The organism is Actinopolymorpha pittospori (assembly GCF_014873875.1).
Taxonomy (GTDB): Bacteria; Actinomycetota; Actinomycetes; order Propionibacteriales; family Actinopolymorphaceae; genus Actinopolymorpha; species Actinopolymorpha pittospori.
Map to the genome: position 1 here is coordinate 528,757 of NZ_JADBEM010000001.1, position 26,058 is coordinate 554,814.

General features: G+C 66.0%; 12 protein-coding genes. 5 read left to right on the forward strand and 7 right to left on the reverse strand.

The window, feature by feature from the left end; genetic code table 11:
• Window positions 1-44 precede the first annotated feature (44 nt).
• From HEB94_RS02515 to HEB94_RS52150, 3 genes are all read left to right on the forward strand, one after another.
• Entirely contained in the window at window positions 45-1,571 is a 1,527-nt protein-coding gene (locus HEB94_RS02515; RefSeq protein ID WP_192748447.1) for an alpha-N-arabinofuranosidase, read from the forward strand.
• Window positions 1,572-1,732: 161 nt separating this feature from the next.
• A complete protein-coding gene (locus HEB94_RS02520; RefSeq protein ID WP_192748448.1) occupies window positions 1,733-2,074 on the forward strand; it encodes a hypothetical protein in 342 nt (113 codons plus the stop codon).
• A 107-nt stretch (window positions 2,075-2,181) separates the two neighbouring features.
• Window positions 2,182-2,316 (forward strand): phospholipase D-like domain-containing protein, encoded by a 135-nt coding sequence (locus HEB94_RS52150; protein WP_273374780.1) that lies wholly within the window; start codon window positions 2,182-2,184, stop codon window positions 2,314-2,316.
• Window positions 2,317-2,343: 27 nt separating this feature from the next.
• Here HEB94_RS52150 and HEB94_RS02525 read toward each other — a convergent pair.
• Window positions 2,344-3,641 (reverse strand): IS3 family transposase gene (locus HEB94_RS02525; RefSeq protein WP_238361380.1). Its coding sequence is split into 2 segments (ribosomal slippage): window positions 2,344-3,350 and window positions 3,350-3,641, totalling 1,299 coding nucleotides; the frame shifts between segments, so codons are not numbered across the junction.
• Between HEB94_RS02525 and HEB94_RS54230 the strand changes: the two genes are divergently transcribed.
• Window positions 3,640-6,210 (forward strand): DUF3427 domain-containing protein, encoded by a 2,571-nt coding sequence (locus HEB94_RS54230; RefSeq protein WP_192748449.1) that lies wholly within the window; start codon window positions 3,640-3,642, stop codon window positions 6,208-6,210. The two genes, HEB94_RS02525 and HEB94_RS54230, sit on opposite strands and share 2 nt — an antisense overlap.
• A 146-nt stretch (window positions 6,211-6,356) precedes the next feature.
• A complete protein-coding gene (locus tag HEB94_RS02535; RefSeq protein WP_192748450.1) occupies window positions 6,357-8,315 on the forward strand; it encodes a hypothetical protein in 1,959 nt (652 codons plus the stop codon).
• A gap of 116 nt (window positions 8,316-8,431) precedes the next feature.
• Here HEB94_RS02535 and HEB94_RS02540 read toward each other — a convergent pair whose 3' ends face one another.
• From HEB94_RS02540 to pglW, 6 genes are read right to left on the reverse strand one after another with little or no spacing between them, the layout of a single operon-like run.
• Window positions 8,432-10,534, reverse strand: a complete 2,103-nt coding sequence (locus HEB94_RS02540; protein ID WP_192748451.1) for a DEAD/DEAH box helicase — start codon at window positions 10,532-10,534, stop codon at window positions 8,432-8,434.
• A complete protein-coding gene (gene brxD / locus HEB94_RS02545; RefSeq protein ID WP_192748452.1) occupies window positions 10,531-11,859 on the reverse strand; it encodes a BREX system ATP-binding protein BrxD in 1,329 nt (442 codons plus the stop codon). Before brxD ends, HEB94_RS02540 begins: the two co-directional genes overlap by 4 nt.
• On the reverse strand, window positions 11,856-14,513 hold the full coding sequence (gene pglZ / locus HEB94_RS02550) for a BREX-2 system phosphatase PglZ (RefSeq protein WP_192748453.1): 2,658 nt from the start codon (window positions 14,511-14,513) through the stop codon (window positions 11,856-11,858). Before pglZ ends, brxD begins: the two co-directional genes overlap by 4 nt.
• Window positions 14,510-18,214 carry a DUF6079 family protein gene (locus HEB94_RS02555; RefSeq protein WP_192748454.1) on the reverse strand — a complete coding sequence of 1,235 codons (3,705 nt, stop codon included), beginning with the start codon at window positions 18,212-18,214 and terminating at the stop codon, window positions 14,510-14,512. Before HEB94_RS02555 ends, pglZ begins: the two co-directional genes overlap by 4 nt.
• Before the next feature lie 15 nt (window positions 18,215-18,229).
• Complete coding sequence (gene pglX / locus HEB94_RS02560; RefSeq protein ID WP_192748455.1) at window positions 18,230-21,772, reverse strand: BREX-2 system adenine-specific DNA-methyltransferase PglX; 3,543 nt, start codon at window positions 21,770-21,772, stop codon at window positions 18,230-18,232.
• Window positions 21,769-25,917 carry a BREX system serine/threonine kinase PglW gene (gene pglW / locus HEB94_RS02565; RefSeq protein WP_192748456.1) on the reverse strand — a complete coding sequence of 1,383 codons (4,149 nt, stop codon included), beginning with the start codon at window positions 25,915-25,917 and terminating at the stop codon, window positions 21,769-21,771. Before pglW ends, pglX begins: the two co-directional genes overlap by 4 nt.
• Window positions 25,918-26,058: the final 141 nt, after the last annotated feature.

Genomic DNA, 26,058 nt, shown 5'->3' on the forward strand with positions numbered 1-26,058 from the left:
ATGGAGCTTGCCAAGTCGTCGACGCCGAGTGAGGACGCAGTTTCATGCCAAGCACCTCGACCATGACCGCGGTCGTCAATGCTGACATCGCTGGCCCGCAGATCAGCCGCCATCTGTACGGACACTTCGCTGAGCACCTCGGACGCTGCATCTACGACGGCTTCTACGTCGGGGAGGACTCTCCCATCCCCAACGTCGGCGGCATCCGCACCGACGTGGTGGAGGCGCTCCGCCAGATCGCCATCCCGAACCTTCGCTGGCCCGGCGGATGTTTCGCCGACGAGTACCACTGGCGTGACGGTATCGGTCCGAAAGAGTCTCGCCCGTCGATGGTGAACACCCACTGGGGCAACGTCGTCGAGAACAACCATTTCGGCACGCACGAGTTCATGGCGCTGTGTGAGCTGCTCGATACCGAGCCCTACATCGTCGGGAACGTCGGTAGCGGAACCGTCCAGGAGATGGCCGACTGGGTGGAGTACCTCACCCGATCCGGCGAAGCTCCCATGTCGCGACTGCGTCGCCAGAACGGACGCGACGAGCCGTGGAAGGTGCGGTTCTGGGGTATCGGGAACGAGACCTGGGGCTGCGGTGGGAACATGCGAGCGGAGTACTACGCCGACCTCGCACGACAGTACGCGACGTACTGCCGCAGCCACGACGGCAACGAGCTCTACCGGATCGCCGTCGGCGCGCGTAACGACGACTTCGACTGGACGCAGAAGCTCATGCAGTCGATCAGTTGCCTGGGATGTGAGCAGCGCCGCCGAAGCCCGTACCAGGCACTCGCGTTCCACTACTACACGAGTCCGTCGGAGTGGCGGAAGAAGTGGTCGGCGACAGAGTTCAGCGAGGAGGAGTACTACCTGACGATGGCCAGCGCCTGGCGCATGGACGAGATCATCGCCGGGCACTCCCGAGTGATGGACTGCTATGACCCGCAGCGGCAGATCGGCCTGGTCTGCGACGAGTGGGGCACCTGGTGGCGGACTGAGGAAGGCACCAACCCCCGCTTCCTCTACCAGCAGAACACCCTGCGCGACGCCTTGGTGGCGAGCCTGCACTTCGACATCTTCCACCAGCACGCAGATCGTATGGTGATGGCCAACATCGCGCAGACCGTCAACGTGCTTCAGGCGATGTTGCTCACTGATGGCCCCGAGCTCGTGTTGACGCCGACCTACCATGTCTTCGAGATGAACAAGGGCCATCAGGACGCCGTCCATCTGCCGCTTCACCTCAAGCAGGCCGCTGCTCGCAAGGAGGTCGGCGACGGGGAGATCTCGACACTGTCGGCGTCGGCCAGTGTCAAGGACGGCGCGATGCTGCTCTCCGCAACGAACCTGGACACCACCGATGACGCGCGCCTGCAGATCGAGATCCGCGGCGCTGACTGGCAGTTGGGAACTGCCCGCATCCTCACCGCACCCAAGGTGCAGAGCCACAACACCACGGGGGAGCCTGCGGCCGTCTCGCCTCAGCCGTTCAGCGACGTACGACGCGACGGTGTGAACCTGGTCGTCGACCTGCCCGCGCATTCGTTCGTAACCGTCGAAGTTCAGCTCGGCTGACCGACACGGCCCCACTGCCGGCGGCGTCGTCAGCAGGCTCCACGCGGTCCCCGCCCAGTTGCTTGGTTCTTCGCGTTCTGGCCATATGTGCGGCGCGATCATGATTGGCTACAGGGCGGGGCACCCGCTTGGGGGGTGCGCAGGCACTCGACGAGCGATCGGTGGGCATGGAAGAAGGTCTGTTCGAGACACTGGTCACGTCCGGCCTGAGCGCGAGGCTCGATCAGCTCGCCGCGGATCTGAAGGCGTCCATGCAGTCTGTGGACAAGGCGGACCAGCCTGAGGTGCTGGCTCGCCACCTTCGTGACGCCCTGATGCGGGCGATCGCGTCTAAGCGCAGTGACGCGGAACGCGTCCAGCTGGTCAACGACGTACTCGAGCTGTTAGACCCGGGCGAGAGCCCGGTGATCGAGCCGCCGTCGCAGCTCACCCGGCTGAGCCGTCCCGCTGCGCCGGGCGTGGTCGCGATGGCCGACGTTCGCCCGCGTACGCCGCTCTGCTGACCAATGGTCCCGGGGAGCCGTCGCTTGGATCCGAGCTTCGGGCTGAGATTGAGACGTCGGATGGCGTTGACCTGCTATGTGCGTTTGTGAAGTGGCACGGTCTGCGGGTGCTTGAGCCGCAGCTGGCCCGGCTGCAGGAGCGGGCGGTTCCGCTCCGGGTGATCACGACCACCTATGTTGGTGCGACCGAACGGGCGGCGTTGGATCGGCTGGTGGGTGAGTTCGGTGCTCAGGTCAAGTGAAGCGCCCCGGGTTTCGTGGAGACTCGGTTACTTGGATCCGACCGCTGCGGGGACGGGTGTTTCAGGGTAGTGCTCGGTCGTGAGGCTGGCCCAGTGGTTGGCCTCGAACTCTGCCGGCGGGATCAGTCCGATCTCGCCGTGGAGGCGTCGGTGGTTGAACCAGTCGATGTACTCGGCGACGGCGATCTCGACGTCACCGACGGACTTCCAGCCCCCGCTGGGGCGCATGGCCGGGTTGCGGATGCACTCGGCCTTGAACAGCGAGTTGAACGCCTCAGCCATCGCGTTGTCATACGAATCGCCCTTGGAACCAACCGAGGCGACGGCCTCGGCCTCGGCCAGCCGCTGGGTGTAGCGGATGGCTCGATATTGAACTCCGCGGTCTGAATGGTGGGTGAGCCCGGTGACGTCCTGCCCGGCTCGCTGCCGGGCCCACAGACCCATGTCGAGCCCATCCAGGGCCAGGTCGGTGCGCAGTGAGGTAGACACCTGCCACCCCAGGACCATGCGGGAGAACACGTCGAGCACGAACGCGGCGTAGACCCAGCCCGAGTGGGTGCGGACATAGGTCAGGTCCGCCACCCAGAGCTGGTTGGGAGCCTGGGCGAGGAACTGACGCTTGACCAGATCCTCGGGACGCTTGGTCTCGGCGCCCTCGCTCAGCGTGGTCTTGCGGGTCTTGTCCCGCCTGATCCCGGCCAGCCCCTCGGCTTTCATCAGGCGTTCGACGGTGCACCGGGCGACCAGGGTGCCCTGCCGGTTGACCTCGGCGTGGACCTTGCGGGCGCCGTAGACACCGAGGTTGTCGGTGTGGACCTGACGGATCACGGGCACCAGTTCGGCGTCTCGGATCGCTCTGGCCGAGGCCGGTCTGGTCTTGGCTGCGTAGTAGGTGCTCGGGGCAATCTTGGTCCCGCCAGAGGACAGGACTTCACAGATCGGCTCGACCCCGAACCTGTCGCGGTGGGCGTCGATGTAGTCGACCAGCACCGCTGTCGGCACGCTTACTTGATCTTGCGGTCGAGCTCCGCGGCCGCGAAAAACGCCGACGCCGTTCGCAGGATCTCATTGGCTCGCTTCAGCTCACGGTTCTCTCGCTCCAGGTCCGCGATCCGCTTGGACTCGTCGCTGCTCGTGCCGGGCCGGACCCCGCCGTCGATCTCGGCTTGGCGCACCCATCCACGCAACGTCTCCGGATGCATCCCCAACTGCTCCGCGATCCGAGCGATCGCACCCGGCCGACTCGCCGGGTCCTTACGCGCCTCCACCGCCATCCGGGTGGCCCGCTCACGCAGCTCGTCGCCGTACTTCCTCGGTGCCGCCATGACTCTCATCCTCCATGGATTGAGAGCCTCCACCAGACCCGGGGCGCTTCACAAGGTTCAGTACGACGTCCTTCGGACTCGGCTGCACGCGAAGGCGTGGCTGTTTCGCCGGCGGACCGGATTCGACACTGCCTATGTGGGGTCGTCGAATCTCTCCAGGTCGGCCCTGCTTGACGGTGTGGAGTGGAACGTACGGCTGTCCAAGGTCGCCACGCCGAGTCTGCTGGCGAAGTTCGCCGCGACGTTCGATACGTACTGGAACGATCCGACCTTCGAGGCTTACGACCCTACGCGCGATGCAGACAGACTGGACGACGCGCTCGCTGAAGCCGGGCACCGCGGCGGTACCGGGCGTGTAACACTCTCGCTGTCGGGTCTGGAGGTTCGCCCAAGGCCACATCAGAGCCAGATGCTGGAGGCCCTGGATGCGGAGCGCACGGGGCACGGTCGGCACCGCAATCTGATCGTGGCGGCGACTGGGACCGGCAAGACCGTTGTGGCTGCCCTCGACTACCGGCGCCTGGCGGAGGAGGCGTCGGCCCGCGGAGCTCAGCTGCCATCACTGCTGTTCGTCGCGCACCGCAGGGAGATATTGGAGCAGTCCCTTCGCACTTATCGCGAGGTCTTGGCCAACGGTTCCTTCGGCGAGCTGTACGTAGGCAGCCATCGCCCGGACCGGTGGCGGCATGTCTTCGCCTCGATCCAGTCTTTGGCGTCGTATGACATCTCCACCATCCGGCCGGATGCGTACGACATCGTGGTGGTCGATGAGTTCCACCACGCCGAGGCGAGGACGTACCGCAAGCTCCTCGACCACCTCAAGCCTCGGGAACTCCTCGGGCTCACCGCCACGCCCGAGCGGACCGACGGCACGGACGTCCGCCGGTTCTTCGACGGGCGCACCGCGGCGGAACTGAGGCTGTGGGACGCGCTCGAAGCCGACCTCCTGTGCCCGTTCCACTACTTCGGGATCTCCGACGGCACGAACCTCGCCGACATCACGTGGGCGCGCGGACGCTACGACGACATCGCGCTGTCGAACGTGTACACCGGCAACCACGCCCGGACCGCGATCGTGTTGCGCGAGCTCAGGGACAAGGTCGCCGACGTTGGTGCAATGCGAGCGCTCGGCTTCTGCGTCTCGGTGGCGCACGCCGAGTACATGGCCGAGGCCTTCACCCAGGCTGGCATCCCTGCCCGGGCCGTTAGTGGCTCCACTCGCCCCTCCGATCGCGAGGCTGCACTGAACGATCTCCGCGAACGACGCGTCAACGCGCTCTTCGCGGCTGATCTGTTTAACGAGGGGTTGGACCTGCCGCAGGTCGACACGGTTCTCTTCCTGCGCCCGACTGAGAGCGCGACCGTCTTCCTGCAGCAGCTGGGACGCGGCCTCCGCCATGCCTCTGGGAAGCCCGTCCTTACGGTGCTCGACTACGTGGGTCATCAGCGTAAGGAGTTCCGCTTCGACCAGCGCTACCGGGCGCTCACCGGCACCACGAGGCGCGGGCTCGAAAGCCAGGTGGAACAGGACTTCCCGTTCCTTCCCTCTGGCTGCCAGATCGTCCTCGACGAGCAGGCGCGGCGCATCGTGCTCGACAACATCCGTTCCCAGATCACCAACCAGTGGCGCCACTTGGTCCGCGACCTGCGGAACATGCCCGACCCCGACCTGCCGACCTTCCTCAGTGAGGCTGGCGTCGACCTGTCCGATGTAGTCCGAGACAAGAGGTCCTGGACGCGTCTTCGACGCGACGCCACGAAGCCGACCCGGGGCGGAGGGCCGCGGGAGACCGAGCTCCTCAAGCGGGTCGGCGCTCTCACCCATGTCGACGACCATGATCGATTCCGGGCCTACCTGCGACTCCTGGCCGACGACGCGCCGAGGTACGACTATCTCGAACCTACCGACCAGCGGTATGCCCACATGCTGTTCTTCTCGCTCTGGCCTGACGGGGGCAAGTTCGGCTCCTACGCCGAGGGCCTCGCTGCGCTGCGAGCCGAGGCCGCCTCCCGCGACGACCTCCGAGCCGTCATCGAGGTCGCCTTCGATCGGGCGCGACACGTCTCCTCCCCCCTCGCTGGAACCCTCGGACAACTCCCGCTGCGCACCCATGCACGGTACCGACGAGAGGAGATCCTTGCCGCCCTCGATTACGCGACCCTGCAGCGGACTCCGCAGGCGTTCCGCGAGGGCGTCCTCAACAGCGACGAATGGCAATCAGACGTCTTCCTCGTGACACTGCGCAAGTCCGAAGCCGACTACTCGCCGACCACGATGTACCGCGACTACGCGATCAGCCCCACGCTCTTCCACTGGGAGTCACAGAACACGACGTCGGTGGCGTCGCCGACCGGGCAACGGTACCTACGCCACCGCGACCGTGGCCGCCACGTCCTGCTGTTCACCCGCGAGCACCGATCCAACGACTTCGGAACCGCGGCCTACGTCTTCCTCGGGACCGCGCAGTACGTCGAACACACCGGCGACCGACCCATCGCCATCACCTGGCGCCTCGACCGCCCGATGCCCACCGACACCTACGCCCACGCCTCAGTCGTCGCCGGCTAAGGAGTCGTCGATACCTTCGAAGCCTGCGAGTTTCTACCACACGAGACGTTTTACACAGTGCTGGTCGGCGATACTCGCCTCACATCCACGTAAACCATCTGAGGAAGGGTTATACCGTGGCTTCAGTCAACGAGGATGGTCTGACCATGGACCACGACGAGCTCCAAATCGGGGTCAAGCTCAAGCCAAAGTTCGTTGCGGAGTGTCTTACGAGGCTAAAAGTACACCTGCAGCCATACAGCATTCCTCTTCTCATTGTTAGAACAAACAAGGTTCGACCATTGTTGGACGCCATAGTTGTCACCAATAATGAAGTGCTTGCAATACGTCGCTTAGACGTCCTAACTAGGGGACCTCGCGTCCTGATTCCTCGCAATGAAATCTTGGGCGTGGACATTAAGCCGCACTTCTCCCGTCCCGCCTTAGTAATCCACACGACATCCGGAGATAAAGATCTAGGCGACCTGAATGAAGCAGACGCACATGTAGTGGTGACTGAGATCCGGAAATTAGCTTCTCGGCGGCTGGCGCGAAACATGCGGGACGCATCCACAAGACAGCTTCCCTTACGCAAATCCGAAGAGAATACGCACGGCGCCGCGCCGACTCCACCTTTCAATATAACGAACGGCCTCTTCAGTGAGGCTGGATCACTCCTTGGCACCGTTAACTCGCAACTCAGGTTCATTGCCGAGCTACTGGGTGATTTAGTCAGCGATGACACGTCCGCCCCACTGAGCGGGCTTAGCGCTAGGCTGGAACGGGAGTTCGAATGGCTTGGATTACTTCAGGAACAAGGAAAGACTCTCTCCATCACCGGTTGGCTAGATGAACTCCGTCGCATCATTACCTCGGAACATCTGATAACACAGCCCCGGCCGGACGGAGAAATTGAGCTTGTCGGAGTCCCCTTCTGGCCCCTCAACCCGAACGCTACGGCCGGGCCAACCACGCTGACGCTTGGCCAGCTACAGAGCATCCACGCACAGGTTCGGGAACTCAAAAAGGACCTGAAGGATGCCGCCTCTCGGATAACTGAGGCCCATGCGACAGTAGAAGCGCCCCTGGAAGTTCCTCCTCCGTCTTGCGGCCTCGGAGGGGGGTCGAAGAACGAGGACCTCCCGGCGGGTTCGCTAGCCTTGCCATTCGGGGAATCGGAGGACCCTCCAAGTCCGACCGTCGATACTGTCAGGCAGGCGATGGACGAACTTGTACGGGAAGGACTTCACTACCGCTCTACGGCCGCCTACAAGGAGCTTGTTCGGTTCGTTTCTGGTTTTCGGCAGTATTCACCGTTCAACGCGATGTTGGTTCACATGCAGATGCCGCGCGCCAGGTATGTAGCGACCGCCACGGACTGGGGAAACAAGTATGGACGAACGCTTCGGCCTGGCGCCAGACCGCTAATCATGCTGCGCCCAGGCGGGCCTACCATGCCTGTCTACGACGTCTCCGAAACCGTAGCGGGTCCAAACTCTAAGGTGCCGGAGGAACTTGTCGAGCCATTCAAATCCACGGTAAATGGAGCGGACTTATCCCTTTGGGACCGATTCATCGACAACGCGAAGCTTTGGGGAATACGCGTGACACCCGCACGGATGGGTTCGAGCCTCGCCGGATTTGTCCGACCACCCGTCTACGGAGAACAGACCCAGCAAGTCAGCAGGCGTATCGTTTTGGAGAACAAGCGCCGAGAGGTGACTCTTCAGGTACCGGTCGAGTTTGAGATTGAGGTGCGTGAGTCCCAAGACATTGCGTCGCGCCTGGTTACAATCCTCCACGAATGTGCCCACGTACTGTGCGGCCATCTTGGCCGTGGCCACTCGCACACGAAGTGGCCTGATCGATCTCGAGGCAGCAAGGAGGTCGATGAGTTCGAGGCGGAGACAACGGCCTTCGTTGCTTGCCGGCGCGTCGATCCAGCAGCCGTATTCCCGCCGTACCTGGATGGCTATCTAGGAAATCGAAGCGAGGTCCCCGATGTCAGCCTTGAAACTATGCTCACCGCAGCCCTCACCCTGCAAGACTGGCTCGAGAAGACTGAGCCCGTACCAAAGCATGTACGGGCCCTATTGAGCCAGCAAGTATCTACGTCCCAGTCCTGAGCCTATCAAGCGAGCATGATTGCCGCGCAACGAGAAGAAGGGAGTATCAACACCGTTCCCGACGTGGCTACACCTTGGGAAGGTGATAGCCAGTCACCGGTCTGGCACCTATTTGCTCATGGATCGCGGATGACGTCACGGAGCGGAGTTCTTCGAGCCTCCTGCATGCCGGCGACATCACGCAGCCGCGCTGCAAGGGTGTCCCGCCCTAGGTCCGGTGGGAGGGCGGCGGAGAACTTCAGGCCCTCAAGCGACGCATCATCTATGACGGGACGCCCTCCGACAATCAGATCTGCCCGGCTATCGAGAGCCGCTCGGAGGTCAGCGGCCCTCACGTGTGACTTCAGCCGCAGTCGGAGGTCGCCGACTGGAGCCGTGTCGTCCACGAGATCGCTGAGCCCCTGGGCCAACCCCGAGTTGGCGGCGAACCCAGCAAAGGTCCACCACTGCATCTGACCTGAGGCGTCTCGGACGACGTAGGTTCGGTCGCCGGCGGATACGAACGAGTGTTCATCACGTAGCTGGTCCAAGGCCTCCGTAGCGCGACGAGAGAGGATCACGGTCTGAGGTGTGGCGCCTGCGAGGACATCGTGATGGGCGCGAGCCAAGCGGTAGGAGAGTGTCCGCCCGCCGCCGTTCCATCGGGAGCGGCCGCGGTGGTCGCTGGGTTCGACGAACACCCGTCGTCTGCGCCAGTCGATGTGGGTAACAGCCCAGGAGCGACCGCCCAACAGCACGAGTCGTGGCCCACGCTCTGGACGGGTGAGCAGCGAGAGCGTCGACAGGCTGCCCAGTACCTGCCGCCCATGCAGGACCCGGAGCAATGGCTCGCTCGTGAAGGCGGAGGTCAGTTCGAGGAAGTAGCGGCGGCCGTACTCCTCTTCGGCGCGCGGCCCGATCGACACGAGTCCGCCGTCGTCCAGGACGAATCCCTCCGCGACTAGGTGTGCGAGCACCGCCTCGGCCCCGGACACCTCCGCGAGTCCGCCCAGCCAGTCCCACAGGTCGTGGTGGACGAGGCGGCGCTCCTGCAGGATCAGGCCGAGAATCTGCTGGGCGACGATGTGCCGCGGAAGGGCGGGCGGCTGGACTGGTTCGACGTACCCTCGCTCCCACAGCAGCAGGATCGCGGCGGCCAGCCAGAGGGAGCTCGTGCGCGTCGTGAGGAAGAGCGTGTTCCGGGTCGCCCCAGGTCGCCGTCCTGTTCGCCCCATTCGCTGGAGGAACGAGGCGACTGTGGTGGGTGCGTCGATCTGGATGACGCGGTCGAGGTCTCCGACGTCCACTCCGAGCTCGAGCGTTGATGTGGCGACGATGACGCAGTTGGATCCGGTGGCAAAACCTTCCTCGGCCTGCCGCCGTTCGTCCGCCGAGAGTGAGGAGTGGGAGACGAAGGTCTGCACGCCGTTGTATCGGAGGGCGATCGCGAGCTCCTCCACCTGTGTTCGGGAGTCGCAGAAGACGAGTCGCTTCTCGCCCTGGTGGAGACGGGCAATGACCTGTGCGGCGTTCGAGAGTGACCCGACGTAGTCCAGCCCGACATCCAGGGAGGTAGCCGTCAGGTCCGCGGACGGGGCCACCACCTGGCGTGGAGCAGACGATCCATTGGCCAGCCAACCCAGGAGCGCCTCGGGGTTGCCGACCGTGGCGGACAGTCCGATCCGTTGGACCGGCCGTCCTGCCAGTTTGGTGACCCGTGAGAGTACGCCTAGCAGGTGCCAACCTCGGTCGTCGCCGCCGAAGGCGTGGAGTTCGTCGACCACAACGGCCTGCAGCTGTGCGAACAGCCATTGGTGATCCACGCGTGCCGACATGAGCATGGCTTCGAGGGATTCGGGGGTGGTGAGGAGTACGTCGGGTGGATCGGCGGCGATGCGGCGCTTCGCCGAGGCGGCGATGTCTCCGTGCCAGACGCCTGTACGGCGGCCGAGCCAGCCGGTCATGGCCGAGACGCGGGGTTCGAGGTTGTTGAGAAGTGCCCGCAGCGGGCAGATGTAGAGGACGCTCAGGCCACGCCAGTCGGCAGCTGCCATGCGGGAGAGCAGGGGAAGCAGTGCCGCTTCGGTCTTGCCGCCGGCGGTGGGCGCCAGGAGCAGGCCATCATGCCCGGTGAGGACCGGTTCGACGGATGCCTCTTGTAGGGGTCGTAGCGATGGCCATCGCAGGCTGTTGACGATGTGGTACTGGACCGCAGGGTGGAGCGAGGCAAAGCCGGTCACAGGTCTAGGTCGATGTCGTCGACAGAAGCTGCTGGTACCAGAGGCGGCGGTGTAGGCATCATGGCGCGTTCTGCGTCGGTGAGCTCGCTGGCAGAAACGCGAAGTGCGTAGTCTCGCCGGGGGTCGAAGGTGGCATGTTGATCCACGCGGTCCATAACGTCCACGAGCTTCTTGACGAAGATGCGTGGCGCTACGCCAACCTTCTGCCCGAAGTGTCCAGTCACAGTCTGTGCGAGGTCGGCCAGGTACGCATCGTCAACGGCGCTCGCGAGACGTTCGCGATGCGGTGAGCCCTGCGCGTAGAGGTCGCGGACCTTGGTTCCGAGCTCGAGCAGGGAGTCCTTGTCGAAGCCCGGAAGCCGGACTTGGACCGCACGCGGGTTGTCGAACGTCGCGTCAGTGGAGAAGTCGACGTGTAGCCGCTGCGCGAGCGGGGCGAGTCGCTGCATTCCTTGCGGCCCGTCGAAGAACGCCGGGGTTCCGGTGATGACGAGCATGAGGCCCGGAAAGCGACCAGAGTCGACGTCGTCGACGAGCTGCCGGAGGGCGTTGAGTGCCTTGTCGCGGACGTCGGCACGAACGCGCTGCAACGTCTCCACCTCGTCCAGGACGACGAGCAGCCCGGTGTGCCCGCTGTCGCGCAGGACGGCCAGGAGGCCCTGGAGGAATCCCAGCGCCCCGTCGTGATCGAGGTCGCCGCGGATGCCCGCGCTCCGCTTCACCGAGGCGCCGACGTGTGGCTGACCACCGAGCCAGGCCAGGAGCCCTTCGGCGACCGCGGAGTCGCCGGCAACACTTGCACGCCGATAGGCACGGAGCGCGGCGGCGAAGGAAGGTGCGACCCGGCTGACGATGGAGAGTCGCTCTTCGAGTAGCTCAGTGACTCGTCCTTCCAACTCCTCCTCGGGCACGCTCCCTTCAGCGAGGACATCTTCCTCCAGTGCGAAGAACCAGGAGTCGACAACGGGGCGGAGGGCACTCGGCGTGAACTCGGCCGTCGAGAGGTGTTCGGTGAGTCGGCGGTAGACAGTCTCGAGCCGGTGGAGGGGTGTTTCGTTCTCTGAGATCTGCACCTCAGTCGCGGCAAGGCCGTTGCGCTTGGCGTTGTCCGCGAGCCAGCGGCTGAAGAAGGTCTTGCCTGCGCCGTACTCCCCGCGCACAGCCTTGAAGACCGCCTGCCCGGCGCTGATGCGATCGAGTTCCTCCCCGGTGGCGGTTTCGAAGCGGCTCAGACCGACGGCGAGGACATCAAGCCCGTGCTGCGGGACGGTGCCGCGCCGAAGAGCGTCGATCACCTCTCGTCGCCGCTGCTCGCTGATACTCACTGCTCTCCTGCCTGCGTCCTGAGAAGGGCAGCGTTGAGCCGGATAGTGTCGCCCTCGACCTTGAGGACCTCGTAGCCATCCAAGTTAACAACTCGCTGGGCTGCTGCCACCTGGTTGACCACTCGCCCTTCCGGGATGTCCAGTGCTCGTGCGATGACTGTCCGCGTCGCCGCTCCGCCTTGGGCGTCAAGAGCACGCAACAGCACCGTGAGCCGATCGGCGGGCATGCCGCCGCGGCGTACTCGACGCAACTGCTCGGTGACGGCCTCGCTGGCGAGGACCCGGTCGATCCAGCTGTCTTCGGCCAGTTCCGAGGTGGTGAACAGGGCACCCTCGTCAGCGGCGGAGGAGGCTGAAGCGGCGGGCTGTGCTTTGCGGCCAATCTTCCGCTTGGGTACGACGGCGGCCTCGACCTTCGCGTCTTCGGCTACGGGTGCACCGACCCACCAGTCTGGCTCAGGGTGATGGCGCGGATGCCAGCCGTCGATCTCCAGCGGGGCCCGGGCGAGGAGGGCGAGCGGGATGACGACTTCCTGGGCGCTCGCGCCGCCGTGGTATCCGTTGCGTTGCTTGGCGTACCGCAGCTTCTCGTTCCATGGCGCGACCACCCGTCCGCCGCCGAGCAGCACGCGTGATCCGGTGAGCTCCACCTCATCGTCGCTCGGCGGTCGTGGGGAGGTACGGAAGCGGGCACCGCCGCTCTCGTCCGACTCCAACCGCGAACCGCGCTCGTGCACATGCCCGTGATCACTGACCAGCAGGGCAACCCGGTCGGCCTCACTGCCGGCGGTGAGGAGGTCGAGGAGCCGGTCGACTGAGTCGGCCGACCATGGCGTACGGCCGCCCTTGTCGAGCGTGTCGTCGACCGTGTTGACGACTACCCCTACGACGGAGGCCGTTCCCTTGATCGCTGTGAGCACTGCGGGCGCCAGTGCGTCCCCAGCACCGGACGGTGACAGGTCGCCCTTATGGAAGAGCGGCCACCCGCGCTCCTGGAACGCGGCCTTCTCCGTGGCCGCGGACCCATCCGAGAGGCGCCCGGTAAGCAGACTCGTCCTGGACACCCGGGTGATGGAGGGAAGCACGGAGATAACTGGCCGCTCCGGCTCCAGGCCGTGCTCGACCCAGCCCTTGCCGGTGAGGTCCTTGAGGAGTTCGTGCGCCACACCGGTGGACATACCGTCAAGGACGAGTAGCAGGATCCGTTGCTCGTTCCCCAGGGGAACTACCACGTCAGCGAGTACGTCCTCGACGGGCAGAAGGTTCTTCAGCGTCGAGCCAGTCTTCGCGTGATCAGCGAGAAGCCGAGCGAAGCGCTCCTCGTGTCCGGCACGTAGTCCGTCGATAACCTCACACAGTCCGCGGTACGCCGCGCCGACTGTCTGCTCGACGTCGCCTTCCCATACTCGCGCCCGCGCCACGTCGACCCAGGCGTCGTCAGACTCCTGACGGCGTGCGGCCTGGGCGAGGTCAAGGGCTGGCTTCGCGGGACTGGTTCGTTGGCCGGCCAGCCAGCGGGTCAGGCGGACGGCCATGACTGCCCGGCGTTCACGTTCGGCGTGGTCGCCGACCAGCGCATGGGATCGGACGCCGCGGAGGATCGCCTCCAGCGGGGCAAGTTGTGCTGGGGCGAGTGACCGCTTGCGGAGCAGGCGGGCGAGTTCCGTACCGAGGTGGGTGATGCGCTGCGCGAAGGCGATGTCGAGTACGCCGCTGGCGTGAGCGAGTTCGACCGCGTTCTGTTCGGCCAGGATCTCCTCGGCCCGGTGGAGTACGCGTCCGACCCCGGCCCGTCCTTGCGCCGTCACGCTGCGCTGAACGAGGGCTTCGGCGGCCCGGCCCCACTCAGCCGCCACGTCGAGGTCGAGGGCGCTGCCCAGGGCGCGCGTCTCCAACATGGTGCGTGGGACCTTGGCCTCGTCGCGCACACTCTCTTGCGTGAGGGTGGAGAGCACCAGGCCCACAGCGACGGTGTCCGCGCCATAGTCGCCGCTCAGGCATGAAAGGACGGCTCCGATGGCACGGCCGTCCCTACTCCGGCCTGCCAACCATGCCGACAGTCCGTCGCGCAGCGTCTCGTCCAGAGATTTCCAGCGGTCGACATGTGCCGGGTCCAGCGTCCATTGGAGGAGGCCGGCGAGGTCGAGATCGAGTCGGCTCAGCCCGGCGACGCGCGCGGAGAGTTCGACGAACGCCGTCTCCTTATCGAGGTATCCGCTGCGCACGGCTGGATAGCCGTCGCCCGGAGCATGGGCGAGCAGGGCATCCACGGCCCACGCGCTGGTCGTGAGGCCTGGGTCGATCACGCGCGCCCGGAACAAGCTCATGAGCTGGTGCCATCGGTCGAGCGGGAGGACCCGCTGGCCGGCGACCCGCGCCTTGATGCCGTCGCCGAGTTCCGCGCTTTCGAGTTCGGTGAGCAGCACGAGTATGTCGGTGCTGGACAGGTCGGTGAGGCAATCGAGCGCGTCTCGGACCGCCAGCGTCGAGACACAGCCCCGCACGACGGCGGTGCGACCACCTGACAATTCGACCCGTTCCTCATGCGTCCACGACGGGCTGGCAAGCAGGGCGATCACTCGGGCAGACGAGTCGACCTGGAGTACGTCGGTGACCTTGGAGCGCACCAGTGCGGGTGTGGCGAGCAGGGTCACTCGGTCACCTCCCAGGTGACGTGTACCCGCTTGCCCTCGCGTACGAGCGCCTCGATCGTCGCGGACACGCGCTGGATGGTGGCGGTGTCAGAGGCCATGACATCGCCGCTGACCTGCGTCCCCGCTGCCGGTTGAGGGGGAACCCGAGGCTCAATTCGGGTCGCACCGCCTGCGGGCGGCGCGTCGGTGGTTCCAACTGTCCGGGTGATCGTGGGAACGTCGGGCTTCCTCGTGGCTTCCAAGACGAGCTGGCGCGCGGCGGTGTCGGCAGCTCCCAGTGCCGGTTGGAGATGTTTGGCGAACTCGTTCGCCTTCCACACCTCCGCGAGAACGTCGATGATCTCGCCCGCCCGTAGCCCGAGCTGGTGGTCGGGACCCCAGCTCGCCACGGTGGCGAGGATGTTCCAGTCCACGCGTCGAACTGCGGAGACGAGATCGGCCGCGGCGGCCACGCTCATGCCCACATGGAGTGCAGCGCCCGGCAGGCTGACGCTGGCGAGCCGCTCCACCACAGCAACGTCGCCGCCGGTGCCAGCGATCTCCTCACAGAGTCGTGCGGCGCCGTCCGCGATCTGGTACCGCTCGGTGGACGTGGCATCCTCGCCCCGGAGGAGGACCGGGCCCCTCTCGGCGAGCACGCCGACGTATTGTTCCGCAGCCGACTTGGACGCCGTGACCTTGGATCGAACCCGGTCCGCCAGGACGCTGACGTTTCGTGCGGTCAGGAGTTCGGTGACGTCACCGATGCCGAAGATCGCCTGGGCACGCTGCCGCGCCTCCTTCCACGCTTCCTCGCTCGGAAGCAGCTGTTCGATGGCGGTCGCGTCTGCTGGCAGCGCCTGCAGGTTGCCCACGTCGACCGGGCGCTGGTGAACGATGATGCTGCGGTTGGTCTGCTCTGCGAAGAGGAGAACGACGAGGTCCGCGATCTCCTGCGGCAGCCCCATCTTCTTGGGTTCGTCGAGCCAGGCGCGCAGTTGGCCGACGGTCACTGGCTTCCCGGCGAGCCCAGCCTCGGCGATCTTGCGCTGCAGGTGCTGGTCCCAGTGGTGACCGAGGACGAAGTGTTGGGCGTGCTGTTCGCCGAGGCGGAGCGGGCCGGCGATGCGGCTCATGGCGCCGCGTTCGGCAGACTCGACCATGATGCGCTGGCCGGCGTCCTCGATGGCGCGGCGTACCTGGGCGTGCACCTTGCGCAGGTCCGTGGCCCGTACGTCTGTCGTGCCGAACATCGGATGGGCGGGGAAGTCTGATCCGAGCATCTGGTCGAGCAGGTTCTCGAACGCCTGTTGGAGGCTGGCTCCGGCGGGGACCTTGGGGGTGAAGCTGGGCTCCAGGCTGGCGAACATGTCGATCCCGCCGTGGGCGGTGTCGACGAGTGCCTCGTCGGCGTTTCCGAGGCCGTATGCCTGGAGCAGGGCGTTCTCGAGCCGGCTTCGTAGCTGGTCTCGCTGGGCGACCATCTGCTGCCGGGCGATCGCTCGGTCGTTGTCGGAGAGATGTCCGGCGAGCTGGTCGAAGCTCGGCCCGAGGGCGTACTGCAGTCGCACGTAGCGGCCGAGGTCAGCCACTGTCCGGGAGGTGAGGTGCCGGGGCACCCAGCAGATGGTATGGCCGGGCCGCTGGTCGCGCAGCGCCCGGATGCGTTCCAGGTCCTCGACGGGCGAATGCCCTTCCTCGTCGAAGGGGTAGTCGAAAATCGTCCGCCATCCGTCGTGGCTGGGCCAGAACGCGCTGTCGCCCAGGTCGGAGGGGTCCCGGACGTTGCCGTAGAGGAGTTCGACGGTCCGCTTGGTGCCGCGCCAGGTGGTGACATAGGTGGTGACGCCGTCGAGGCCGACGTTGTCGCGGGCGCCGAGCATCTCGAAGAGGAGGGTGCGGATCACCTGGCGGCGGGCACCGGCGGAGTCGGCGGTCTTGGCGTTGTCGAGGACACCTTCGATGTCGACGCCTTCGAGCCGGACGGAGATCAGCGGGTTGGCCGCGTCGCCGGTGAGCTGGACCGTGCCGAGGCGGGCTGCCCACTGGCGTACGGACTGCAACACGATCCCAGCCTCCTGGCCGGGCACCATCGAGCGGATGTGTCCGTGGTTGAGGGCGACGATCCTGCGGGCGGTGAGGTCGCGCAGTGATTCGACCTCGGGCATCAGCGCGGCGAGTACCAGCGTTTTCGCGATCTTGTCGTCCCGGTGGGCCGCGTGCGATTCCGGCTGTTGTGCCACATCTTCTTCGGAGAGGCCGTGAAGCTCGAGGATGAGGCGGCGCAGGTCGCCGTAGACCTTCTGGGCGCTGCGCCACAGGTTGCCGAGTTCGCCGGTGAGCGGGTCGTCGCCGGCGACGAGGACGTCGAAGAGGTCAGCGATGGGGACGAGCTGACCGAGCTGGAGGGTGTCGCGCTGCTCGACGAGGATCTGCTGCATGACCCGCAGCGCGGTCCGTTCCCGCTGCAGCGCACCGGACAGGGCGATGAGGGTCTCGACGAACGCGGGGCTGAAGGGGTAGGTGAGCCGGAACTCGTCACGCCCCGCCTTACCCGCCATCAGTGCGGAGCGGATGTCCTGGCGTACCTGCTCGGTCGCGGCGAATGCTGTGTCGATCTGTGCGCGGGCCGCGTCGTCGCGGGGCCTGAGGACTCGTCGCGAGGCGATGAGGGGCAGGTTGTTGTCGGAGAGGCTGACGGTGCCGAACCGGCCTTCCCACCATTTGAGGCTGTCGGCGAAAGCGAGGTGTTCGGTGCCGGGCAGGTTGGTGCCGACGAGTTCGCGGAGGTCACGCTGGCGCGCGATGAAGCTGATGATCGGCGCGGGCCGGTTCGCGTTGGCGGCCTCCACCAGTTTGCCGACCTTCGGGGCCTCGCGGGCGACCCAGGTATGGTCGCCCATCCGGGTGGCGAACCACAGGATAAGCTCGTCAAGGAACAGCACCAGTCCGTCGTAGCCGAGTTGGGCCGCGTGCTGGCTGATCGCAGCGAGTCCGTCGTCGATGTTGATGTACGCCGATCGCGCGCCGCGCGCTAGTTCGGCGAAGCCGGGCAGTACCTCCTGGATGGCGGTGACGAGTTCTGCCCGGTCGGGGTGGTCCGGAGCGGCGTTCAGCGCGGCTTCGAATCGGGTGGCGTCCCAACCCGCGGCGACCTCGCCCCAGCCCTCGTCTGCGGCCTTGTTGCCGAGCAGTGCGAAGAACGCCTCGTCTCCGAGGCGTCCCCGCAGCTCCCGAGCGCTGTCGAGGAGCGGCGTGTCGATGAGGACCGCGGGCAGCGGCGCCTCTGGGTGCAGAGTACGAACATGGGCGAGGTAGCCGCCAAGTACGCCATCCTCGACGGACTCCTTGCCGACCAGGTGGTACGGCACCAGCAGGAACCGCTTCGTGCTGATCAGCGCGTCGTACTTCTGCACCACCGTGGCGAGGTCGTCGACGGCTCGCACCTTCGGGTGGTTGTGCAGGAGTGCGTGAAGGACAGCCATGAAGTGGCTCTTGCCGGAGCCGAAGGAGCCGTTGAGGTAGGCGGCCTTGCTGCTGCGGTCGTCGAGGGCGCTCTTTATGAGCGACAGCGCCTCGTCGAATCGCTGCGCCAGCTCCGGGGTGACGACGTAGTTGCGGAGGGTCTTTTCGACGTCGTCGACACCTTGGGCGAGGTCGAGGACGAAGTCGCCCTTGTGGATGGCGTTGGGGACCTCGACGACTTCGGAGACCAGTGTCATGGTGGCTGGCCCTTCTCAGGCGCTCGCGCGGCGGCGGCCGCGGGTGGGGGTGGGCGGCCGCCACGTGGCGAGGTCGTCGCGGGTCAGGCCGAGTTGCAGAAGCTGCTCGTCGAGGAACGCGCCGTACGCGTCAGCCGGGCGCTGGCCGAAGTCGGCGTCAACGTCCGGGTGCCACTGCTTGATCCATGGGAGCAGCTCGGCCAGTCCGGCGAGTAGCGGGACCAGCTGGTCGGCGCCCCAGGCATCGAGGTCTCGGCGTTCCGAGATGTAGGTGGCAAGGGCTTGTGCCTGCTGAAGGTGGTCGAAGCCGGCCCACCCGAGTAGCAACGTGCCGTCGCGGGACGCTTCCGGGTAGGAGGTGAACCGCTCCTTGGGTACGTCGAGCTTGCCACGGTTACGCCAGTAACTCGCCGCTCGGAAGTCACCCTGCTTGTACTTCGGCGGCACCGGGATCTGGCCGACCCTCTCCCCCGCGGCCTCGCGGCGTTGGAGGTCCCAGGTCTCTTCCCACGCCATGCGCACCCGCATACCGGAGTCGGTGTAGCGGGAGGCGGCTACACCGGGGACGTGCTGGTCGCGGACCAGGTCCGCTACGACGTTCAGCAGGTCTTTGTCGCGAGCGTGAAGCTGAGCAACGGACACAAACTCCTCGTCAGCGCGCAACTCATCCGCGAGCTGCGCGACCGTGCGCAGCGACGGCTCCGGGCGGAACCACAACCCTCTGGCCTCCAGCCGGTCCTGCAACCAGGTCCGGAGCGCCTCGGCCTCCATCTCCTCCCACGACTTGGTGGCCCAGCGTCGCTTGCACTCCGGGCGCTCAATCAGGTGCAGGTAGGGGTCATCGGCGATCTTCTCCAGCCGTCGCTCCACCAAAGCGCGGTAGTCCTTCGACCAGTGGGCCGGAACCTCGGTGATCGGGGTCGAACCGTGTCTGGCGAACCACTGCGTCGCGACCTCGCCGGCCGCCATCTTCCGGGCGAGCGCGATCTCAAACGCCCGCTCGCCGAGCTTCAGCGGCGGCTTGGAGACATCCTTCCCGATAAGCGCATCCGCATCCCCGTTGAGAAGGTCGTAGAGGCCGTAGACCTCCCAGTCAAGCTCCTCCTGCCCCGAGACCATCTCGCCCCTGATCCGTGACCACTCGGCCTGAGTAGCGTCCATGCCCTCTCGCGTCGGCGCCGCCTTCTCGGCTATAGCTCCCGGCGTCGCCACCTCGAGGTCCTGCGCCAACGAGTCCAGCCGTGTGGCCTGCGTCAGCAGGGCTCCATCGGGCAGCGGAAACTCTTGCAACTTCGTCCCGGTGAACTCGTAGAAGTGTTCCCATGACTCGGTTGCCAGGCCGCCACCGATCCCGCCGCCGCCCTTGTCATGGCACACCTGCTTGAGCCAAAAGCATGCCGCCGACGAGTTCAGCAGGCCAAGCAAGCGCAGGTGCTCCTCCTCGCTCGCCCCCTCCGGTAACTTAATAACCGGCGCAGTTCGATTGAAGACCTTCCCCCCGCGATCCAGCACGAACTGATTATGCGTCGCCACAAACGCGAAGGTAATAGTCAGATTAGTGCGCAGCTTCGCTGGATAGAGTTCCTGCCACTCATACCATGTGAGCCCGCGAACCAACATAGGCGTCCCGAAACGCCGTCGAAGCGAGAGATTCTCCTTGTAGGGCTTGAGGGCCTTGTAGGCGTCAGGACGCTCTTCGATCGCTACAACCTCGAAATCGTCACCATAGGGCCAGATTGCACGCTCACCACCCATGTAGCTCCAATCCCGCAACGATTCCCCGCGAACAAGCCTACGAATATTGCGGACACCGAAACGGCTCGCGGCAATCCTCGAGGGGAAGACATAGACGTCATCTTCCCCAGTAACTGAGGAGATGCCAGCCTCGACGATTAGATTGGCGAGAAGCACTGCCAGCTCAGAGTCGAGTGCCCGCATCAAGTCGGCCGCACCGCCGCCACTGAGGCTCCAGGGATAGGTGTGCAGTACGGACTTGTCAACGTCACCGACGGACACGTACTCTGCCTGAGACCCCGGTACGTCAACATTGTTGACAATCGAGGACCAGACCAACCCATCCACCGGATCAGCTGGGGTTTTGGGCTCGCCACGAACACCAAGTACAGCTCGAACGGTCGACGCGACAGCGCGACGATTTCGACCGAAAAGCATGACGGTTGGCGTGCCGTGGCCGGGGATGTAGGCTCCGCCCGTGTCGATTACCAGGTGGAGGTCGATAGTGGGGAAGAACTGTTCGATGAGATTGCGGCCGAACTCGCGCTTCATGAAGGAGTTGGAGGTTATCTGGCCGGTGAACCCTCCGGGAACAGCCAGGTCGAAGAGACGCTGAGCGAACGGGACCGAGAGCGCGTACTTTCCTGCGCATGCATCCCATGCTTTGCGGTAGAGCCCGTTCAGCACCGGGTCCTTGACAGCGATGTAGGGCGGGTTCCCGACGACGGCGTGGTACCGGTCTCCGAGGATCTCCTCAAGTTCGGCCGCATCCTCATACTCGTAGACGAACTCGCCCTCGCCCTGCTGCCCTGCGAGCGCCAGCGCGGTTACACCATCCAGCGCCCCCTGCCCATGCCGGACTCCGAAGAGAAGCGAGTCGCCGATGGCGACACGGAATCGCCAGTTCGGAGCGTCCTTCAGCCGCTTGATGCCGCAGGTCGTCAACGCGACGGCAAGGAGCCGGAACCGCGCGATCGCGACCGCGTACGGATTAATGTCAACGCCGTTGATCTGCCGCAGCACACGTTCAATGTGCACGCGGACGTCGATGCCAGGCTCCAACTGGCGCCATCGGCGCAGCAGCCGGGTGTATGCGCCGAGCAGGAAGTGTCCTGACCCGCAGGCTGGGTCGATGAGACGTACGTCCGCTAGCCCGAACTCCTCGACGGCCGGATCGAGCGTTCGGTCGAGAATGAACTCCTCCACGAACTCCGGCGTCTGCAGCAGTGCGTAGTCCTTGCGGGCTTGCTCCGACAGGTCCTGGTACAGGTCACCGAGGAAGCGCGTCGACAACTCGGGATCTGTGAAGTTGTGGACGAGCGCACCCGACTCCGGGTCGATGCGCCGCCAGAACTCCAACAGTGCGGTCGCCTGGTCTGGTGAGGGGTCCATGACGTGCAGGGGGTTCTGCCGGTCGACCAGCGCACGGGTCACTTCAGACTCCGCCAGGCGATCGATCGCGGCTCGCAGGTAATCCAGGTCGGAGTCCTCGGGGTTGGTGCGGAAGTAGGCGTTCTGCCGCTCTCGCGCCTCAGCCAGTCGCTCGCCAGGACCGGCCAACATCGTCTGCTCCAGCAGACCGTTGTCTTCACAGAGCCGCGTGAAGACGCATGCCAGCACCCAGCCCGCCGCTACTTGCGTCAACTGCTGGTTGAGCCAGGTCTCGAACGGCAGGCCGGTCCGCTTGCCATCCACAGCCCCCTTGTGTCGCGTCTGAAATCCATCAGCCTTGCCGGCATCCTGTTCCACGAGCAACAGCAGGTCCCGTTCCACCGACCGGACCTGCCGCTGCAGATCGGTCAGCAGCCTCTTCGCGTCGATCACGCCGCCCCACCCTCTGAAAGCGCTGCCTCGTGCTTGTTGATCCACTCTTCGGGCAGGCGCACCCACTGCGGCCCGAACACCGGGACGGCCACGCCATCAAGCTTGGGCAGCTTGTCGGTGTCCGCCCACGGAACGACCAGCCACAGCATGCGGACCGGCGAGTCAGCCGTTGCCCGGAACACCTCGTCGCGCAACTCGTCCACCACGGTCAGGCTCGGGTCGTAGCGGGCCAACACGCCAGCGTTGGTGAGGAGTACACGGGGTCCGGCTGCCCGTATCGCCGTACGCACCCGGCTCAATCCACCTGCCTGGACGACGCTCGACAGCCGTGCCCAGTCGCGCGACGACCGGTCTGCGGCGTCAGCGGCGAGAACGACGTCCCAGGTCACCCGGCGTTCTTGGCAGTACGCACGCAGGCCCGTCAGGAACTCGCGCTCCACGTCCACGGTCCTTACGTCCTGTGCGGCCAGGCATGCCTCGGCGCGCGCGAGCCGGCTTGGCCGCACCGACAAGACGAGCCAGCCACCATCGTCCAGCGACCGTGCCAGCCGGTCGTCGACCTCGAGGACCACGTTGTCGACGCGGCGCCAGTCTGCCTTCGTCACCGTGCCGCCAGTCGATCCCCGCGACCGGGTGGAAGGGCGGGTGAGGAACGACGTCAGCCCAGCGACGTCGGGCTTGCGTGCGACGTACGTCGACCGCTCTTCGCTCCACACGAGCGGGACGCCCGCGCTCTCGAGCAGCTCGTCGAGTTGCGGGCGGTCCGGCAGCGGGGCGGCGTACGGGAATCGCGCCAGTACCCGCTCGCTGGCCTGCGCCGGAGCCAACTCGCTCACGCCATACAACGCGCCGGCCGCAAGCCGCACCGCACGGCCCGCCTCCAGACCACGCGGATAGACCTCCAGCCGCGGTGTGGCGGCAGCGGTCTGGGCCGCGATCGCGGCCACCTCGACCAACCGTTCCGGCGGCAGCAAGCCGGGATCGGTGCCGGCCGGCGCCTGCACCTCACGCAAGGTGTCGACCACCCGTTGGGGTACTGGCAGCGGGTCTGCGCCCGCCATCGCATCAGCGGCCTTACCGAGTCGCGAGGCCCAGTCGAGCCGATCTGCTGTGGAGGCGCCTTCTCCGGCATGCTGAGGTCCGGCCGCGACAAGAATCCCGTGCGCCTGCCGGCTGTAGACCAGGCGCGGGTCACCGTCCAGCGCCTCATCGGCCAGCTCGGCGTCGATCGCGGCACGCACCAGGGCCTCGGCGAGCCTGGAGCGCAGCGGCTCCTCGACGGTGCTGCCCTGACGGTCGAGCAGGGTGGCGGCACAGTGTGCCGCGGAGGCGACTCCGCCCACCGATTCGACCGCCTCGGCCACTGCATCCCGAAGGATCCGCATGCCGTCGAGCCCGACCCAGTGATCCTCGAGCCGCTGAACGGACTGACGGATCGTTCGTTGGTCACGGCTGAGTGATTTGGAGGCGTCGCGGGAGCTTGCCCAGGCGCTGCCTCCCCGGTCGCCCAGTCCAAGCAGGGCCTCGGCCACCTCCCGATCGGCGGAGTCGGGCACCAGCGCGGCAGCGACCGTGTCGAGAAGCGTCGGCTCCGACGCACGTTCCTGCGTCGACGCGGTGACGCGTTCGGTGAGGTCCTGCAACTCCTGGATGAGGCGTTCGCGGGTCTTCGTCCCGATGCCGGGGAGCCACATCACCTGGGCTGGGGACAGGTCGAGCGCGCCACCCACATCTGTGACGGCCAGCCGCTCCAGGACAGCGAGGACCGCGGGCGACAGACCTACCGCGCCAACCGGCGTGTCCCGACTCACCCGCTGCGCGTCCGGCTCCTCGGGTACGACAGTCGACGGCTCAGCGAACACCGCGTCCCAGCCGCGCTGCATGTCCTCTGCCGTGTCGAACCGCTTGCGAGCATCTCGATGCAGCGCTCGGCGGAAGAAGTCAGCCAGTCCAGCGGCGTACGAGCGGTCGAACAGCTCGGTATCTATCCTGACGTCTGCATCCCCGAAACCGGGGTGCCCGCCGGCGGCGCCGTACTCCGGTCGGCGCGCGGTCGCCATCTCATACAGGGTCACTGCGGCGGCATACCGCTCGGCGGCGGTGTCCCAGCGGCGGCGCTCACCCTTGCCTAGGAAGGGGTCGAGGTATGGCGGGGTGCCGGCGTCGACCGCCTCCAGCGGTTCCTTGGACAGCGAGAAGTCGAACAGGACCAGGCGCCGCTTCTTGCCCTTGCCGCCCCGCTCGGCGATCCCGAGGTTGTCAGGCTTGATGTCACGGTGGCCGACACCAGTGCGTTCGAGGTGGTTGACGATGGTGAGCAGGTCGGTGCCCCAGTCGTGCAGCCACTCCGGCTGGAGACGTCCCCGCTCACGAAGCTCCTGAGCGAGCGTGCCCTTCCCAGCGTAGGAGAGGAGGATCGCGAGCCGGCCACCTACGTGCAGCGGTTCGCTGTCGAGGAGCTGGACGATGCCCGGATGCTCGCCCAACAGAGTGAGCGCCGCAGCCTCGGCGCGCAGCCGGCCGTCCTTCTCCGGGTCGAGGGAGACCTTGAGGACGGCCTCCTTCCCCTCTCGGTTGACCAGCAGTGCCAAGGCCGTCGAGCCGCGGCCGAGGCGTCCGGCTACTTCGAAGCCGCTGTCGAGTTCGTCGCCGGCTTCGGCGGTGAGTGGGTCGACCGCGACTGGCTGCTGTTCGGCTGTCGCGGCGAGCTGCTCCCGCAGTGTGTCGAGATCGAGGAGGAAGGCCGCCATGTCCGGCGTACGGCGGTCGGCGTCCGCGGCCGTGGCCCGGGCTACGAGGTCGTCCAGTTCCTCGCTGATGTTGTCGACCTGCTGAGTCAGAGACAGGCACCCCTGCGACTGGAGGCGCTGACTCAAAGCACCGAACGACGATGCCGGCGGGTGCCCCGCGAACAATCGGTAAGCGATTGCACCGAGCCCGAACACATCGAGGCTGACGCCGTTCTGGCTCCCCCACGCCCACTCCGGCGCGAAGTAGGCGGTGGCGCCCTGGTCAGCGAGTTCGGCGAACGTTTGGGTGGAGGTGACGGACGCACCCGTCGTGGTCTCCGAACCTCTGGTGGCCGTCTGCCAGTCGCTGACCTGGACGACGAATCCATCCCCGTCACGGCAAACCCATACGCACTGCGGGCTCAGCCCGCGATGGGTCAGGACGCGGCGATGGGCGTAGGCGATTGTCTCCGCGAGGGACCGCAGTAGCGACAGGCAGGCGTCGAGGTCGAGGTTGCCTTCCTCCTGTTGGAGGAAGTGGTCGAGCCGTACGAGGCGCGGGTCGTGCGGGAAGATCAGTGCGGGGCCGAGGTCATGCTCGACGAAATCGACCGGGCTGGCGATGCCGCTGTAGTCGATGCCTCGCAGCGCGCGGTATTCACGTTCGGCAGCTCGGAGAAGCTGCGCACGACGCTCACTCGCCTCGGCCGCTCCGGCAAGGTAGATGCGGACGCGCCGGGGCGGGTCGTCGCGGAAGCGCTCGTGACGCGCGAGGAAGTCCTGCCAGCCAGGCGCTTCCTCGAACGCGGGCATCTCGAGTCGGAGGTTGCCGACCTTGCGTCCGCGCTGTGACTGGCGGATGCCGGCCTGATCGATCGCCTTGGCGATGGCTCGCGCTTGGACAGCATCGATGTGCCCCGGCTGGCTGGCACGGTCAATGATGCTCTGAAGGCCATCGTGGTCGGGTCGGCCGAAGACATGTGCCCGACCCTCTGCACTGAGCCGGCGTATGTCGAGTCGAGCATCGGAGAGGAAGACCGCCCCTTCGATCCACGGCACGCGCTGCCCACCGCCCCGGAGCGCCGGCTGGGCCGCGAGGAGGGACTTGAGCTTCTTGGCCTTGCGGGTCGCCCCGATCACAGGGTTGTCGACCGGAGCCCGGTGCGTCTGCTGCCACGTTCCAGCATCACCAACGAGGACGCCTGACCAGGACTTGACCTCCAAGACGATGAGCTGCCGCCGCGTGATGAGCAGGAGGTCTACTTCGTTGACGGACCCATCGGTCCCGATGAACTCGGCATTCGCCCACGCGCGATACGGCTCACCATCTGGCAGGACTGTCCGAAGGTACGCAAGTGCCGCCCGCTCCCAGGCGAACTCCGACGGAGTGCACTGGGTCCAGCGTCTTTCGTCCATCGCCACCCTCCGCCGGTGGTGGATCCATCGACGCTCACGGGCCCCCCGGGCCGGACCTGACTACCTTCATGATCAAGAAGGTCGCAGCCGCAAAATAGCGGGCCGCCTAGCGGGGGTCAACGGCAGGGTCCGATCGTGGTC

Coding starts and splice junctions, on each gene's coding strand:
- HEB94_RS54230 (WP_192748449.1), top strand. CDS start 3,640: ATGACTCTCATCCTCCATGGATTGAGAGCCTCCACCAGACCCGGGGCG.
- pglW (WP_192748456.1), bottom strand. CDS start 25,917: ATGGACGAAAGACGCTGGACCCAGTGCACTCCGTCGGAGTTCGCCTGG.
- HEB94_RS02515 (WP_192748447.1), top strand. CDS start 45: ATGCCAAGCACCTCGACCATGACCGCGGTCGTCAATGCTGACATCGCT.
- HEB94_RS02535 (WP_192748450.1), top strand. CDS start 6,357: ATGGACCACGACGAGCTCCAAATCGGGGTCAAGCTCAAGCCAAAGTTC.
- HEB94_RS02555 (WP_192748454.1), bottom strand. CDS start 18,214: ATGACACTGGTCTCCGAAGTCGTCGAGGTCCCCAACGCCATCCACAAG.